Here is a 15,658-nt window from a genome sequence, read left to right as displayed (position 1 = left end):
TTGAAGCTTCATACCTAAAATGAAGTGTAAACAAGAAGAATTATGGACATCAGAAACAGGATACAACAAATATTAACCGCCATCAACCAAGGGGTTTACGAGAAGGATACTGAACTCAGCTTGTCACTATTGGCAGCATTGGCAGGCGAAAGTGTTCTCTTGCTGGGTCCTCCGGGGGTAGCTAAGTCCATGGTGGCGCGTAGACTAAAATCTGCCTTTAAGGGAGCAAAAGCTTTTGAATATCTGATGTCACGCTTTTCTACTCCCGACGAGATATTCGGTCCTATCAGCATCAACCGACTGAAAGAGTTTGATAAATACGAACGTGCCATTGATGGGTATCTGCCTACGGCAAGCGTAGTGTTTCTGGATGAGATATGGAAAGCGGGACCTGCCATACAAAATTCATTGCTCACCGCCATCAACGAGAAAATCTATCGGAATGGCGATAGCGAAATTAAGTTACCACTAAAACTTCTGATTGCCGCCAGTAACGAGTTACCAGCACACGGCGAAGGACTTGAGGCTCTGTGGGATCGGTTCCTGCTGCGTATCATCTGCACCTGTGTAAAGGACGAACAGACTTTTTACAACATGCTGCTCGATGACAACGATAAAGAAATAAACGTGCCTTCAGAACTGCAAATCAGTGAAGAAGAATATGCAGACTGGCGCGGACAGATCAACCGGATTTCACTATCTGCCGAGATTCTGCACTACATTACGAACGTTCGCCGCCAACTGAAACGGCTTCTACTGGATGATGAAGGCACTGCCCGAAACGTATATATAAGCGATCGCCGCTGGAAAAACATTGTACAATTGCTGAAAGCCTCAGCTTTCATTAACGGACGTACAGAGGTCAACTCATCAGACTTGCTGCCCCTATACCATTGTTTGTGGAATGAGGTAGATGAATGTGAGCCGATTCATCAATTGGTCATCCGGGAGCTATTCACCTCCTGCCTGGAAAAAATGGAAGAAATCACTGAAGCGATTAAAAGCGACATCCGGATCAGCCGTGTACGCCAGGCTTTGGAAGACTTCAAGAACAACTGTTCCCCCAGGAATGAACTGGAAATTACAGACTACTTCTATTACCATGTAGAGGAACACGGAACAGGCCATACATACATCTTTGCCGTAGACTATCTGGCTCTGAAGGAACAGAAGAAAGAAAATGCACCGAAACAAGCTGTTATCTATCCCGACCCATTGAATCCGGGACGTTCCATCATTCGTTGTTACCCGGGCGGAACGCCCTCATCATCTGCCTCCCAGCAACGGGTAAACCTGTACAGGGAAGGAACAGAATACCTGTTGATAGACGGTGTGCGATATCCGATGAGGCAAAGGAAAAAAGGAGAAAAAACACTCCCTACATCCGGCAAATCTTCCCAAAACCTGTTCGACAAATTGCCTCAGATCACTCTCCGCAATTACCGGAACGAGTTGAATCAACTCTTCCAACAACTATCAACCTTTACCAGTTCCTTATGTACGGACAATCTGTTCGTCACACCGGCTGATAAAGAGTTAATCACCCGCTACTCGGACGAAGTATTAAAAAGACTGCGGAATGTAGAGATCGAAGAGGAAAAGTTACAATTCAATTTGCAGCAATATGGCGGGGCTAACCAAAAAGAAGTATGACATCCACTTCTATACAAAGATAGTCGAGAAATTTGTGCAAACAGGAGAATGCGCCAAGACTCTATACGGCGAAACGGAAGATCCCCTGTTGCTCTATCTACTGGCCATCATGAACAATCCTTCCATCAGAGTTCTGGTGTTAGGCGATGAGGTTCGTGCACGCATATTCTATGACATCACCACACAGTTTGTCTGGCAGTTTCTTGAACAGGAAAAGTTCCAGATGCAAAGAGCTCAATCTGAACTTGGAGAGATGGAAAGTGCCTTGAACTGGGTTAAGGAGAAGCGGGACGGTTGGCAAGCATTATTAAGAAAAATCAAAGACGATTATAAAGAAAATGCTTTCGATGAACCGTTCTACGAACACATGTTCGGAGATAAAGATAAGCAGCATGACTCTACTGTCTGGGAGAAAATGCTGAAAGATTGGGAAGATTCTTTTCATCAAAAGCAACAGGAGCAGAAAGAGAAAAACCTGGATATCAAGAAGGACTTTCTGGAAAAGAAACTAAAAACCAGCCTGAATAAGATACCGGAATATCTGGAAGAGCACCAAGTGGATAAAGAAGAGTTCTATCAGGCATGGAGCATGATGAACGGGCTATGGAATACCATAGATTTTGAGAATATCCGGAAGATTGTAAAACTGCAAAAGGAATATCCCGAACTGCTGAAAGTAGCCAACCGCATGGGCCGAATAGCCGACGATGAGGGTAGCAAACAAGTATATGTGACGGAAGGCAGTACCTACAAACTGGCTCACTCTCAAAAGAGTGATATTCTGGGTGTCACCATCGGCAATGACCTGAATGCCCTGCTCCCTTCGGAACTGCTATACTATGCAGACAATGAACTGCAAGATGTCTTTATGCTGAAATACTTCACACAGAAGCTGCAAACCTTCCGTTACAAATCGGAAATCATGCAACCCTCCAGACGTCTGGAAGTAAAACCGGCAGTCCTGAAAGGCCCTATGATTGTATGCCTCGACACCTCGGGCAGCATGACCGGAAAACCGGAGAAGATGGCTAATTCCCTACTGATAAAGCTCATAGAGATCGCAGAACTTCAAAACAGGGAATGTTTTCTGATTTCATTCTCCGTGTCTACCAAAACCATTGATATACGACGCGACCGATTGAAACTAATGGAATTCTTCAGCCATCCTTTTAGTGGAGACACAGATGCCACCCAAATGCTGAAAGACACTTTCAGAATGCTTGATGAAAACCGCTACATGAATGCAGATGTCTTACTTATCAGCGATTATCGCATTCCCGAATGTAAACCGGAATTATTAGAACAAATGAGTGTACACCGTGAAAAGGGTACTCGCTTTTACGGCCTGCAAATCGGCATTGTCCCGAACGAATGGACGGAACATTTCGATCATATCTACCGAGTAGAGTATCACGTAGACCGTAAATATTAGACCGGCTCGTCAGTTCCGCAACAGCCACATCCCCATAAAACGGTCGTAAACCATATATCCGTCAGCAGATTTATAAACAAGCTCTTTCTCCACCAACGATTTCAAAGCTGCATTGACACTGCTCGGAGTCTTCAGCCCATGCCCCAAAATAAACTCACCACTATTGGGTGCCGTTACTTTCCCTTCATGCGCGATAGCTTTCATCAGCGCCAGCTGATTGTCTGTCAACATAATGATCAGATTCTGATAAACAGGCGTATTTTCTTCAAGGAGTCCCATCAACACTTGTTCTGCCTGAGTGGCATCTACAACCGATTCATTTCGCTCATACAACCGATTCAGCATTGCCTGCATATACCAAGTATGTCCCTCAAAGCGGCTATATATCCAATGAAATACAGATTTATCCAACTTTTGCCCCCGCAACTCAAAAAAGTTCCTTGCAAACCGATAATAGGACTTTTCATCAATCTCACGAAGCACCATCAATTGAGTACTCTGATAGAAAGGACGCTTGGCGGAAACAAACATCTCCTGCATCAAATGCTGACTGCTACCTGCAAAGATGAAACGGACATTCGGGATAAACTGGATATAAGAACGAAGCAACGCTTCCGTGCCTTCCTCAGGATAAGAAGTGATTTGCTGAAACTCATCAATAGCCAGATAACAATTCTTACCGGAAGCAGCCATATAATCGAAGATTTCCTTCAATGTCTGTTCAGACTTATCGGCAACAAAGTCTAACGTAACTGTAGGAACTCCCGTCAACTCATCCGCACTGATCACCGGACGACAGGAACGAAAAAAGGAGGTAAGTTTATGCAAAGCACTCTCACTGAGTGTATCAAGTCGCCCTAATACAGTCTTTGCCAACAAACGAACCAAAGAGGATAAATCGCGCGTAGCAAAAATATCCATATAGAAACAGGCAACTTCCGGCTTCTGCTCTTGCAGGGTATAGAAGACATTTTTTATCAATCCCGTCTTACCCATACGGCGAGGTGCTATCAATGTCAGGTTTCGTTCATTCTCCAAAGCCGACAATATCTGTTGTGTCTCAGCTTCACGATCACAGAAATAACGAGGACTCGCATAACCATACACTAAAAAAGGATTCCGGGGTTGTATCTTCTGAGCTTTCATAAGCAGTATTACATATTTTACGTTACACTTTTTACGTAACACAAAATACGGAATAAATATTGGATAAAGCAAATAGGCGCAAACATTTAACCTGTATTATTAAAGCCAGCCCAACAATTCCGTCGGATTTTTCATCTGTTTCAGTCTGGGATGGTTGAATGTATCCACCACCTCATGCTGCCACATCACCTCAAAAGGAATGTATACTCCGTATCCCCCGATAGCCAGTACCGGCTTAATATCGGATTTCAAAGAATTACCGATCATCAGGAATTCTTCCGGAGCGACCTGAAGGACTTGCAGCAGGCGAGTATATTCTTTCTCCGTCTTATCAGACATTATTTCAATGTGATCAAAATAAGGCATCAGTCCGGAACGTTGCAATTTACGCTCCTGATCCAACAAATCACCTTTCGTAGCCACTACCAGGCGATAGTCCCCTTGTTCTTTCAAAGCTTTCAGAGTTTCTTCCACACTGGGTAGCAATTCAATCGGCATCTGGAGCAGAGATTTACCTAAAAGAATTATTTGCTGTATCTTCTCTGCTGAAATCTTCTGTCCACTCACCCGCAAAGCTGTTTCAACCATTGAGATGGTAAATGCTTTGGCACCATAACCCAAACATTCCAAGTTCCCCATTTCTGTCTTAAACAACTCTGCCGAAATTTCTTCTGCACCACCGTAATCACTCAGTAATTCTGTATATTTTCGTTCTACCTCTTGAAAAAAAGGTTCGTTACTCCAAAGGGTGTCATCTGCATCAAAAGCGATGACTTTAACAGTATGTTTCATCTTCTCTATTTTTATAAATAGTATTACGCACTTTACGTTACATATTTTATGCCATACAAAACACGGAATAAATATCGAGCAAAGCAAATAAGGAACTTTTTTTAACGCCTTTCTTTTCAAAAACAAACTCAAAAAGCGACACGGGACATACTTGAGACATACTTGCTCCGTACCAACCCCGTACTTTCTCCACTCAGAGGTACTTCTGGCTGGAGAACGTACGGAGCAAGTACGGTTCTGATATAGCTTAGGTACGGTTCAGATATGATTGGAGGATAGTTCTATATAATACTTGTATATATTTTAAAATATAGTTACATTATCATAAAGAAGTATTATTATCCTGTTTTTTATAAAAAGCTATCTATTTTTGCATAGACGAAAGCCTTAGCAACGAAATTACACACAAATATGAGACTTATTAAACTATCACGAATCATTACCTTTATGAGATCGGGATGCTATTCTTGCAATAACATACAAAACTCAATCTATGGAGCATCGCATTAAAGAATTAGACTATCTGAAAAGCATTCTTATCCTTCTAATGGTTGCTTTCCATCTGGTATATATAGGAGATAAATATCCTTATATCAAACAGATCGTATACACGTTCCACATGCCCGCTTTCCTAATCATCTCCGGTTATTTGACTAATGTACAGAAAGATATCAGAAGCTTTATGAAAAAACTATTATGGATTTTCATTCCCTACCTGTGTATGGAAACAGGTTACGTACTAATGTCGCATATCTTACCCGTGAGAGAAAATGTACCGGAAATCAGTTCAAGCATTTTATTGCATAAGATATTTATAAAGCCATTGGGCCCCTACTGGTATCTCCACACGCTTATTATCTGTAGTCTACTATATTACCTGGCTTTCCGCTATACCCGCATGAAAATAATATCACAGGTAATAATACTTGGTCTTGGTCTATTCGCAGTATCATACTGGGGTGGAATTATGGTGTTTGCCAATGCCATTTACTTCCTTGCAGGGGTAATCATTAAACAAAGCAAATTACCATTTATCCGTATCTTTCAGCCATCGCTTCTTGCCCTTGTCCCCATGATACTACTCTGCTGTTTTCCAGACAATCTGAACAGAGGGATACTGGCAGGTATCACTATTACTTATCTGGCTATCATTATATCACTATATGCACACAGTTATCTATCCAAGGGGATCAGCCAATGCTCTTATTTTATAGGTAGAAATACTCTTGTCATATTTCTCTTCTCCCCTCTTTTCACAATATTATGCAAGATGTTCCTATCATTTTTATTCTTTGAACCCACCGGAATACTTTTTATGATCATATCCGTTGCAATCACCGTGAGTGGATGTATAGTAATAGCATGGAGCATGGATAAACTGCACTTTTCACGCTTTTTCTTTGGACAAGATGCAATATTAAATTAACAGCTACATAAATCTAAGAGCTCTTTGACCTATTGGTTTACACGTAATTGTTTGGGAGATAAGGAGAATATGCCTACCTTTGCCATCAAAAGAAATACAAGATTATGGCAATAACAATCAAAACAATTCCGGTACTCGAAGGGCAGGCAGCCATCGAGTTTGTGGAACAGGCAGAAAAGAATGCCCGGCTTAAAACTCCGAAACTTAGCGAAAAGTCACGTCGCCGCTTGCAAGTCGCATTGGAGAAATCACGCCAATTCAAGTTTAAATCATAAATACGGACAAGCGGGCGTTTTCCCTATACGATGAATGTGTGATGATGCCGCTCAATGCGGACGATACTATATAGACCGTAACGGCTTCAAACCCTTGCATAAGACGGAACAGGACGAGAAAGCCTTTTATGATATTCCCGAAGAAGAGCCCTTGCATACGAGACTGCTTTATCTCGATTTAAAGACATAGGAGTTTTTCTCCACATATTCACCGAAAGCGTGTAAACCAATTATCAAAGGTTTGCACGTTTTTTTTGTGTGCATACCTGCATGACAAATGCCTTTTGGCGGACATCAACAGATATGTAAAAGCAAAATAATTAAAAACTCTCCATGCTTCCCTATCGTGATGCATGGCCTCATCCATTCCATATTTTCGTTCTACCGATTGAAACCATACACCATCCATAGCCAACCAGTTTTTGGAATAGCCTTCGATGAGTTTTATAAGTTCTTCTTTAGTAAAGGAATTTAGATAGTAATGCTTTACTTGAAAGAAAGTATAATATAGCTACTTTTTTAAAGAAATAATTGTATGATTGAGCTAATCACAAAAAAAACTCTATATTTGAAACGAGCAATAAAATACTCTTTCAATCCAAACTTTTAAAATATGAGACAACTTCTATTCCTTCTTTTAAGCACCTTGTTTTTTTCCTGTCAGCCAAGCTCCAGACAGGATCACACAAGTATTATGAGTTTCCAACTGGATACCGTACAAGCATCAGACGTTAACCCGGTATGTGAGGTTAAATATATTCCATTAGAGTTAACAGATAATTCATTAATAGGAAGTATCGATAAAATTTTATACCGGAATAAACATTTCTACATTTTCGATAAAAGTGCCAACATGGGAATTCTTATCTTCAACGAAAACGGTAAGTTTATCAAAGTATTGAACCGGACCGGAGAGGGTCCCGGAGAATACATTGCACCCATTGACTTTGACGTGGATGCTGAAGGGAATATATATATAGCCGACAATGCCCGCCAAAAGATTATCAAATACGATGCAAATGATTTCAGACAATATGAGGAGATTGACCTGAAATGTTATTTCATGGAATTCGCCATTATTGATAAAGAATACATAGTCCTATCAGAGATATATGATCAAGGCAAAATTCGAGATAAATTAGCTATATACTCCAAGAAAGACAAGAAAATACAATCTTTGCTCAAACCTGCATTGACCGAAATGGATGAACTAAGAATACCCAGACATTCTTCCCACTATCTATATCGCTCCGGCGACAAAGTATACTTTTACCAACGTTTCACACCGGAGATTTACAACGTAAATGATAAAAATATCGACCTAACGGCAAATCTTTTTTCGGATAAGTATTTCAAGGAAGAAGAGTTGAAAGCACTGGAAGGAAATTCACGAGCATTTATGCTTGATATGAAACACATCAAAGATATAAATGCCTTCTATGAAACAGCGAACGGATATTTTTGTTCTTCATCCACTTTCCCACTCCCACAATTCTTCTGGATTTCCAAAACAGAAGGTAACATACACAGCCTAAACCTGACAGAAGAAAACAAACTGCTGGGAAATTTGACTATCAGTGGAGTGGCAAACAATTATTTAGTTTGCAGTTCTAACTATAGCGAGGAAACTGTAAATACTGCATTGAAGATAGACGGATTGAGCGAGAACACAAAACAGATGTTCGGCAACTGGAGCGAAGACAGTAATCCGATATTGATATTATTCCAGTTAAGCCACCAATAAATATAGATTTCTGCCACATGTAGTCGGATATTTCATTGTCTTCTCTTTTTCTTTGAGTGGAAAACTGCTATCTTTGCACACCAAAATGCGCTCATAACAAAAGAGATACATATATCACAATGGAAAAGAAATTCAAACGCACTACCGTTACGTCGGCATTGCCCTACGCTAACGGACCGGTTCATATCGGACATCTGGCAGGAGTTTATGTACCCGCTGATATCTACGTTCGCTATCTGAGACTGAAAAAAGAAGATGTAATCTTTATCGGAGGTTCGGACGAGCACGGAGTACCCATCACCATACGCGCCAAGAAAGAAGGCGTGACGCCGCAGGACATAGTAGACCGTTACCATACACTTATCAAAGAATCATTCAAAGAGTTCGGCATTTCATTCGATGTATATAGTCGTACGACTTCAAAAACTCACCACGACACTGCTTCGGAATTCTTCCGCAAGCTGTATGACAAAGGTGACTTCATCGAGAAAACCAGTATGCAGTATTACGACGAGGAAGCCAAAACTTTCCTTGCCGACCGCTATATTACGGGCGAATGCCCCCACTGCCATGCAGAAGGTGCCTATGGCGACCAATGCGAGAAGTGCGGTACAAGCCTCAGCCCCACAGACCTGATTAATCCGAAAAGTGCCATCAGTGGAAGTAAGCCTGTAATGCGTGAAACAAAGCATTGGTACCTGCCGCTTGACCAACACGAAAGTTGGTTGCGCCAATGGATTTTGGAAGACCATAAAGAGTGGCGCCCCAACGTATACGGTCAATGCAAAAGCTGGCTTGACATGGGTTTGCAACCGCGTGCAGTAAGCCGTGACCTCGACTGGGGTATTCCAGTGCCCGTAGAAGGTGCAGAAGGAAAAGTGTTATACGTATGGTTCGATGCCCCTATCGGTTACATCAGCAATACGAAAGAATTGTTGCCCGACACTTGGGAAACCTGGTGGAAAGACCCCGAAACACGTCTGATCCACTTTATCGGTAAAGATAATATCGTATTCCACTGCATCGTATTCCCTGCCATGCTTAAAGCAGAAGGTAGTTTCATCTTACCGGACAATGTACCGAGCAATGAATTCCTGAATCTGGAAGGTGATAAGATTTCTACTTCACGCAACTGGGCTGTATGGTTGCACGAATATCTGGCAGACTTCCCGGGTAAGCAAGATGTGCTTCGCTATGTGCTGACTGCCAATGCACCTGAGACAAAAGACAATGACTTCACTTGGAAAGACTTCCAGGCACGCAATAACAATGAGTTAGTGGCTGTTTATGGTAACTTCGTGAACCGTGCTCTGCAACTCACCAAAAAGTATTTCGATGGTGTAGTGCCTGCTGCCGGTAAACTTACGGATTACGACCGCGAAACATTAAAAGAATTCTCTGACGTAAAAGCAGAAGTAGAAAAGTTACTGGATGTATTCAAGTTCCGCGATGCACAGAAGGAAGCCATGAACCTGGCCCGCATCGGAAACAAATACCTGGCAGATACCGAACCCTGGAAGATTGCCAAAACGGATATGGACCGCGTAGCCACTATCTTGAATATCTCCCTGCAACTGGTTGCCAATCTGGCCATTGCATTCGAACCGTTCCTGCCGTTCAGCAGCGAGAAATTGCGTAACATGCTGAACATGGACAGTTTTGACTGGGCTACTCTGGGCAGCACTGATCTATTGCCGGCCGGCCACCAATTAGCGACACCTGAACTACTGTTCGAAAAGATAGAGGACAGCGTTATCGAAGCACAGGTACAGAAATTGCTCGATACCAAGAAGGCCAATGAGGAAGCCAGCTACAAAGCCAACCCCATCCGCCCGAACATTGAGTTCGATGACTTCATGAAACTGGATATTCGCGTAGGTACCGTATTGGAATGTCAGAAAGTTCCTAAAGCCGATAAATTACTGCAATTCAAGATTGCCGATGGATTGGAGAACCGTACCATTGTCAGCGGTATTGCACAACATTACAATCCGGAAGAGCTGGTAGGCAAGCAAGTATGCTTCATAGCCAACCTTGCACCGCGTAAGTTGAAAGGTATCGTCAGTGAAGGTATGATCCTTTCTGCCGAGAATTTTGACGGTTCACTCTCCGTGGTTACTACCATGAAAGAAGTGAAACCCGGTAGCGAAGTGAAGTAATTAATGGAAGCGTCACTCAAAGAGAAAACAGCAAAAGGATTATTCTGGGGCGGAATAGGCAACGGGGCCATGCAACTGCTAAACCTCGTCTTCGGCATATTCCTTGCCCGGTTGTTATCTACAACAGACTATGGTATGGTGGCCGTATTGACCATCTTCTCTGCCATGGCCGGAATTTTCTCGGAGAGTGGCTTCATCCTGGCACTTGTCAATAAGAAGGAGGTAAAGCATGAAGATTATAATTCCGTATTCTGGTTCAACATCAGTATCGGTGCATCACTTTACCTCATACTTTTTCTTTGTGCCCCCTTTATCGCTGACTTCTACCATACCCCCGAGCTTACCCGGCTGGCCCGTTTCCAATTTCTGAGTTTCTTCATCGGAAGTTTCGGTACTGCCCCCACGGCTTACTTTTTCCGTAATCTCATGGTAAAAGAGCGTAGTCAGATACAGATAGCCGCCATCCTCATTTCGGGTATTACAGGTGTCAGTTGTGCCTACCATGGCTGGGGATACTGGGGAATTGCCGTACAAACCGTTGTGTACGTCAGTACCAACACCATCTTGCTTTGGATATCCTCTCCCTGGCGACCTACTTTTTCGTTCCGCTTTCACCCATTGCGGGAATTATTACCTTTCAGCAGTAAATTACTCTTTACCTCACTCTTCACTCACATCAATAACAATATCTTCTCCGCATTGCTGGGACGTTTCTACACCATCCAGCAAGCCGGTTACTACTCACAGGGAAGCAAGTGGACAACAATGGGATATTCCACCATTTTCGGAATGATAAACAGCGTAGGGCAACCTGTATTCAGAGAAGCCTCGGAAGATACGCAGCGTTTGCAAAACATATTCCGCAAACTGATGCGCTTCACCGCCTTTGTCAGTTTCCCCGCTATGCTGGGGCTCGCCATTGTTTCGCAGGAACTGATTGTAATAAGCATCACAGAGAAATGGCTACCCTGTGTACCCGTCATGCAGATACTGTGCGTATGGGGAGCCTTCATGCCTATTTCAACTCTTTATTCCAACCTGATGAACAGTATCGGCCGACCGAACATATACATGTGGAACACCATCGCACTGGGCATCTTCCAGCTATTATGCGTATGGGGTAGTTACCCGTACGGCCTGAATGTCATGCTGATAGTCTATACAGCAGCCAATATCTTCTGGCTACTTATCTGGCATTATTTTGCTCATAAACATATCGGAATTTCCCTGTTTAATACACTGAAGGATATAGCTCCCTACCTCATTATATCTGTAGCCGTAATGACTTTTACTTACTGGGTGGCAGATTATGTGAAGAATATCTATCTCTCCTTATTAGTGAAAGTCGCTTTAGCCGCCTCACTCTACATATTCCTGATGTGGAGCCTGAAGTCGACCGTATTCAGGGAAAGCCTTCAATATCTGTTTAAAAAGAAAACCATACAATAATGACACTGCAAAATGTAACTGTAATCATCCCTGCGCACAACCGTCCCGAGCGCTTGCGCAGATTGCTCGACTACTATAGCCGCACAGATATCAGGATTCTTGTTCCCGACTCATCCGACCATCCGTTTGCCGATGCGGAGAAGTACCCCGACATCACTTATCTGCACCGCCCTAAACTGCATTTCCTGCTGAAGCTGAAAGAGGTGCTCCCCATGATTAGTACACCCTATGTGCTTTATTGCGCTGATGATGATTTCGCTGTCCCTTCCGGCATTGCACAGATGACTGCCTTTCTGGACGAACACCCTGATTACAGCACTGCACAGGGACATTACCTGACCTTCACTCCCCGTAAAGGGAAAATATCATTCTACCCTCGCTATATCCGCTACTTCGATAAACAAGTAACGGGCGAGACTCCCCGGGAAAGACTTTTGCAAGAGAAAAACATGTATGCCTCATTGCTCTACTCCGTCATCCGGACACGGGCTTTTCAAAGGATGTATGCAGCTTGTTTCAACCCGGATGGAAGCCTGCGTTTCCGTAACCTTTTTCTGGCGGAAGAGTTCTTTAACCACGCTGCGCTCATCTTCGGCAAATATGCCACACTGCCCTACTTCTACAGTGCCCGCGAGCATATTACAGGTTCCGCAGCCGAAACCACCGTACCTGTTTCAGTTATCAAAACTTCTCATAAATATCGGGAGGAATATCAAGGTTTCCTTCTGTCGTTATCAGAATTACTGGCAGCCCGGGAAGGTGACACGCTTGAAAATGCTTTCTCCTTTATTTGCAGTATCAGCGACATGCCTAAAGACACTGCCGAAATCTCCGGCAAAAGGAAGATTATGGAGTTCACTCATAAACATCCCCTGTTACGTTGGGTAAACAGGCTGGCTAACTGGAGATATAATCAGAAAGGATTGAAAGCGGTACGAGGTATGCAAAGCTACCCCTGTACATTCTCCACACCGGAAAAAGAAGAAATTATCAAGGCAATTAAGCATTCTTAAAGACACGCAAAAATGACAAATAAAACTGTTTCCATTGTAATGTGCACTTACAATGGAGAGAGATATTTAAAAGAGCAATTAATGTCTCTCCTAAACCAAACCTACTCTCCCATAGAAATCATTATCCAGGATGACTTATCTACTGATAACACCCTTGAAATCATTCATGATTATCAGGAAAGATACCCTAGCATCATTCATTTGTTCCAGAATTCAAGGCGACTGGGATATAATCAGAATTTCCTGTCAGCCTACCAAAAGGCAAATGGATACTATATAGCCAGTGCCGATCAGGATGATATATGGGAAACGAACAAAATAGAAATCCTGATCAGAGAGATCGGAGATTCCACGCTTATCTTTCACAATTCGGTATTGTTTAATCAAAAGAATCCGAATATGGGACTGCTGCACAAAAAGGATTGGGGAGAACATCCGCATCCCCTTAGTGTACTTGTCAACCCTAAAGCATACGGGCATCAGATTCTTTTTCGTCGGGAAGTGCTTCCGCTTATCCACCAGTTCGAAACATATAATGTATCATACGACAGCCTCGTTTACACACTATGCAGCAGCATGGGAGATGTAAAATACATCAACCAAGTACTTGTACACTGGCGCAGGCACGAAAACGCAAGCACCTTTACGAGCAGACAGGCAAACAAGAATAAGTTGTATGGTTATTATACTGCATTATGTGCTTTGCACGACCACACGAAGCGTCAAATCAGCCGCGAGTATTTTCGTCTGTATCAACGAATTCAATTTAAATTTAAACCGGACCGCCAGGTAATTGCATGCATGAAAACAGGAACCCTGTATGAGATAATCAAGGCCGGATTGATTTGTGTCCATTACAGGAACGAACTGTTCCCTCAGAAAGACAAAGGAGTTCTCTGTATCTTAAAAAGTTTCTTCTTGCCCTTATTCTTTATTCGCGATTACGGATTAGGAATTATTCGTCCTTCCAAAGTACGACTCAACGCTCCAGGCAAGATGCAATAACCGACTGCAGTGCTCCATTATCTTGCAATATCTTTTCTACGAACTCACGGAAAGCGCCATGCCCACCGTGGGCAACCGTTACGTATTTTACTTCCTGCTTCACATAGTCAGGAGTATTGCAAGGAGAGGCACTAAAGCCTACTTTCCGCAGTAAAGGCAAGTCATTCAAATCATCACCGATAAAGGCAACCTCATCCAGTGTGATGCCCAGTTCCCGGCAGACTTCTTCGGCCTGAGCGACTTTATCTTTCACGCCTATATAGCAATGGCTGATCTTCAGCTTATCCGCACGCTTCTGAACGATTTGTGAATTTTCTCCGGTCATAATGGCAACAGGTATGTCCAATTTATGCAGGAATATCACCCCCCAACCATCTTTCACTGAAAAACGTTTCATAACATCTCCCTCAGCAGTATAATACATTCCGCCATCGGTCCACACACCATCAATATCGGTAATCACTAATTTCGGCAACATAATTCAATAACAGTTAAATGATAGAACTCGGATAAATGATCTCATTACGGGGAATTTCTTTCAATACTTTATGCCCTACTACCTTCTCACGTTCGGCCCATTTAAAGCCATCACCGGGACTTAACAAATGGATATCATCTTCAGTAATAATGTCTCCGGGATGCAAGGTTTTATTCGTTGCAATAGAACGTTCCAGTTTCACTTTTGCCGAAGTCACCGAGGAGTCGATATACAATTCTTCTTTTCCCAGCCAGCGTTCGGCAATACGGATATCACGTATCATGCGGTTCACACCATCAGGTCCGAGCGAACCTTGCTGATCGGTTCCTTTCATGCGACGGTCGATAGTGACATGCTTTTCGATGATCTCCGCACCCATACCTACAGCAACGATAGGGGCAGCAATGCCAATGGTATGATCTGAAAAACCAATACAGTATTGACCATAATGCTGTTTCAGATAAGAAATCGTCTTTAAATTCAGATTATCGGGCTGTGTGGGATACTGGGATACACAATGCAAGATAGAAATGTTATCATGATAGCGAGTGATAACTTCCAAAGCATCATCCAGTTCCTTCTTGCCTGCCATACCGGTAGACAGGATAATAGGTATCTTCGTTTCGGCCATTACTTCCAGCAACGGCAAGTTGGTAAGGTCACGGCTTGCCACTTTCAGGCGGTCGGGAGTGAAGAGCTTCAACAAGGAGAGACAGCCTTTGGAACAAAGCGTTTCCACAAAATCGAGGCCTAAAGCCTTGGCATGCTTATAGATTTCCAGATGCTCTTCGTCCGTCAGTTCCAGGAAAGCGCGATGCTCGCCATAGGTGCGTCCGAAAGAATGGGGAGAATCATACGGACGGTTCATCTGCGAGTCCGTCAGTTCCTCATTCAGATCACGCTTGGTCAGTTTCACCGCATCCATCGGACGGAGTTCTATATTGAACACTTCTTCACGAACAGGGCGGGACACCAGGTCTACGATCAACTTGGCTATGTCGACGGAACCGTTATGGTTCTGTCCGATTTCTCCTATTATATAAGTACTCATGAAATTATGAATTATGAATTATGGATTATGGATTG

At 43.0% G+C, this 15,658-nt stretch carries 13 protein-coding genes and 1 pseudogene; 9 read left to right on the top strand and 5 right to left on the bottom strand.

Annotation, left to right across the window (positions count from 1 at the left end):
• The first annotated feature begins 42 nt into the window (after positions 1-42).
• Positions 43-1,653 carry an AAA family ATPase gene (locus tag BWI44_RS10655; protein WP_286813307.1) on the top strand — a complete coding sequence of 537 codons (1,611 nt, stop codon included), beginning with the start codon at positions 43-45 and terminating at the stop codon, positions 1,651-1,653.
• Positions 1,625-3,085 carry a vWA domain-containing protein gene (locus BWI44_RS10650; protein WP_286813304.1) on the top strand — a complete coding sequence of 487 codons (1,461 nt, stop codon included), beginning with the start codon at positions 1,625-1,627 and terminating at the stop codon, positions 3,083-3,085. Before BWI44_RS10655 ends, BWI44_RS10650 begins: the two co-directional genes overlap by 29 nt.
• Positions 3,086-3,094: 9 nt before the next feature.
• On the opposite strand, the gene BWI44_RS10645 is transcribed toward BWI44_RS10650, so the two are convergent.
• Positions 3,095-4,231, bottom strand: coding sequence for an AAA family ATPase (locus tag BWI44_RS10645; protein ID WP_286813302.1), 1,137 nt, complete (start codon positions 4,229-4,231; stop codon positions 3,095-3,097).
• A 99-nt stretch (positions 4,232-4,330) separates the two neighbouring features.
• Positions 4,331-5,023, bottom strand: coding sequence for an HAD family hydrolase (locus tag BWI44_RS10640; RefSeq protein WP_286813300.1), 693 nt, complete (start codon positions 5,021-5,023; stop codon positions 4,331-4,333).
• 493 nt (positions 5,024-5,516) lie between these two features.
• Between BWI44_RS10640 and BWI44_RS10635 the strand changes: the two genes are divergently transcribed.
• Both BWI44_RS10635 and BWI44_RS10630 read left to right on the top strand, forming a co-directional pair.
• On the top strand, positions 5,517-6,449 hold the full coding sequence (locus tag BWI44_RS10635) for an acyltransferase family protein (RefSeq protein WP_138292173.1): 933 nt from the start codon (positions 5,517-5,519) through the stop codon (positions 6,447-6,449).
• A gap of 104 nt (positions 6,450-6,553) precedes the next feature.
• Positions 6,554-6,724: a hypothetical protein gene (locus BWI44_RS10630; RefSeq protein ID WP_171032153.1), complete on the top strand. Its 171-nt coding sequence runs from the start codon at positions 6,554-6,556 to the stop codon at positions 6,722-6,724.
• A gap of 208 nt (positions 6,725-6,932) precedes the next feature.
• On the opposite strand, the pseudogene BWI44_RS10625 reads toward BWI44_RS10630, so the two are convergent.
• A pseudogene (locus BWI44_RS10625) lies at positions 6,933-7,178 on the bottom strand (DUF6125 family protein); the annotation flags it as partial.
• Positions 7,179-7,337: 159 nt separating this feature from the next.
• Between BWI44_RS10625 and BWI44_RS10620 the strand changes: the two are divergent.
• The 5 genes from BWI44_RS10620 (at position 7,338) to BWI44_RS10600 (ending at position 14,094) form a co-directional block, all read left to right on the top strand.
• Complete coding sequence (locus tag BWI44_RS10620; RefSeq protein ID WP_195209556.1) at positions 7,338-8,468, top strand: DUF4934 domain-containing protein; 1,131 nt, start codon at positions 7,338-7,340, stop codon at positions 8,466-8,468.
• Between the two features lie 119 nt (positions 8,469-8,587).
• On the top strand, positions 8,588-10,627 hold the full coding sequence (gene metG / locus BWI44_RS10615) for a methionine--tRNA ligase (RefSeq protein WP_195209557.1): 2,040 nt from the start codon (positions 8,588-8,590) through the stop codon (positions 10,625-10,627).
• Positions 10,628-10,630: 3 nt separating this feature from the next.
• Complete coding sequence (wzx, locus tag BWI44_RS10610; protein ID WP_138292179.1) at positions 10,631-12,076, top strand: O-glycosylation flippase; 1,446 nt, start codon at positions 10,631-10,633, stop codon at positions 12,074-12,076.
• Positions 12,076-13,089, top strand: coding sequence for a glycosyltransferase family 2 protein (locus BWI44_RS10605; RefSeq protein WP_195209558.1), 1,014 nt, complete (start codon positions 12,076-12,078; stop codon positions 13,087-13,089). Before wzx ends, BWI44_RS10605 begins: the two co-directional genes overlap by 1 nt.
• A gap of 12 nt (positions 13,090-13,101) precedes the next feature.
• Complete coding sequence (locus BWI44_RS10600) at positions 13,102-14,094, top strand: glycosyltransferase (protein WP_286813291.1); 993 nt, start codon at positions 13,102-13,104, stop codon at positions 14,092-14,094.
• Here BWI44_RS10600 and BWI44_RS10595 read toward each other — a convergent pair.
• Positions 14,069-14,572 (bottom strand): 3-deoxy-D-glycero-D-galacto-nonulopyranosonate 9-phosphatase, encoded by a 504-nt coding sequence (locus BWI44_RS10595; protein ID WP_138292182.1) that lies wholly within the window; start codon positions 14,570-14,572, stop codon positions 14,069-14,071. The genes BWI44_RS10600 and BWI44_RS10595 overlap by 26 nt on opposite strands.
• A 13-nt stretch (positions 14,573-14,585) precedes the next feature.
• A complete protein-coding gene (locus BWI44_RS10590; RefSeq protein WP_007661707.1) occupies positions 14,586-15,623 on the bottom strand; it encodes an N-acetylneuraminate synthase family protein in 1,038 nt (345 codons plus the stop codon).
• Positions 15,624-15,658 lie beyond the last annotated feature (35 nt).

This window comes from Bacteroides sp. Phil13, assembly GCF_001940965.1.
GTDB lineage: Bacteria > Bacteroidota > Bacteroidia > Bacteroidales > Bacteroidaceae > Bacteroides > Bacteroides intestinalis.
This window is presented reverse-complemented; position numbering and strand designations above follow the sequence as displayed.

Coding starts and splice junctions, on each gene's coding strand:
- BWI44_RS10630 (WP_171032153.1), top strand. CDS start 6,554: ATGGCAATAACAATCAAAACAATTCCGGTACTCGAAGGGCAGGCAGCC.
- metG (WP_195209557.1), top strand. CDS start 8,588: ATGGAAAAGAAATTCAAACGCACTACCGTTACGTCGGCATTGCCCTAC.
- wzx (WP_138292179.1), top strand. CDS start 10,631: ATGGAAGCGTCACTCAAAGAGAAAACAGCAAAAGGATTATTCTGGGGC.
- BWI44_RS10605 (WP_195209558.1), top strand. CDS start 12,076: ATGACACTGCAAAATGTAACTGTAATCATCCCTGCGCACAACCGTCCC.
- BWI44_RS10620 (WP_195209556.1), top strand. CDS start 7,338: ATGAGACAACTTCTATTCCTTCTTTTAAGCACCTTGTTTTTTTCCTGT.
- BWI44_RS10645 (WP_286813302.1), bottom strand. CDS start 4,231: ATGAAAGCTCAGAAGATACAACCCCGGAATCCTTTTTTAGTGTATGGT.
- BWI44_RS10595 (WP_138292182.1), bottom strand. CDS start 14,572: ATGTTGCCGAAATTAGTGATTACCGATATTGATGGTGTGTGGACCGAT.
- BWI44_RS10655 (WP_286813307.1), top strand. CDS start 43: ATGGACATCAGAAACAGGATACAACAAATATTAACCGCCATCAACCAA.
- BWI44_RS10600 (WP_286813291.1), top strand. CDS start 13,102: ATGACAAATAAAACTGTTTCCATTGTAATGTGCACTTACAATGGAGAG.
- BWI44_RS10590 (WP_007661707.1), bottom strand. CDS start 15,623: ATGAGTACTTATATAATAGGAGAAATCGGACAGAACCATAACGGTTCC.
- BWI44_RS10640 (WP_286813300.1), bottom strand. CDS start 5,023: ATGAAACATACTGTTAAAGTCATCGCTTTTGATGCAGATGACACCCTT.
- BWI44_RS10650 (WP_286813304.1), top strand. CDS start 1,625: ATGGCGGGGCTAACCAAAAAGAAGTATGACATCCACTTCTATACAAAG.
- BWI44_RS10635 (WP_138292173.1), top strand. CDS start 5,517: ATGGAGCATCGCATTAAAGAATTAGACTATCTGAAAAGCATTCTTATC.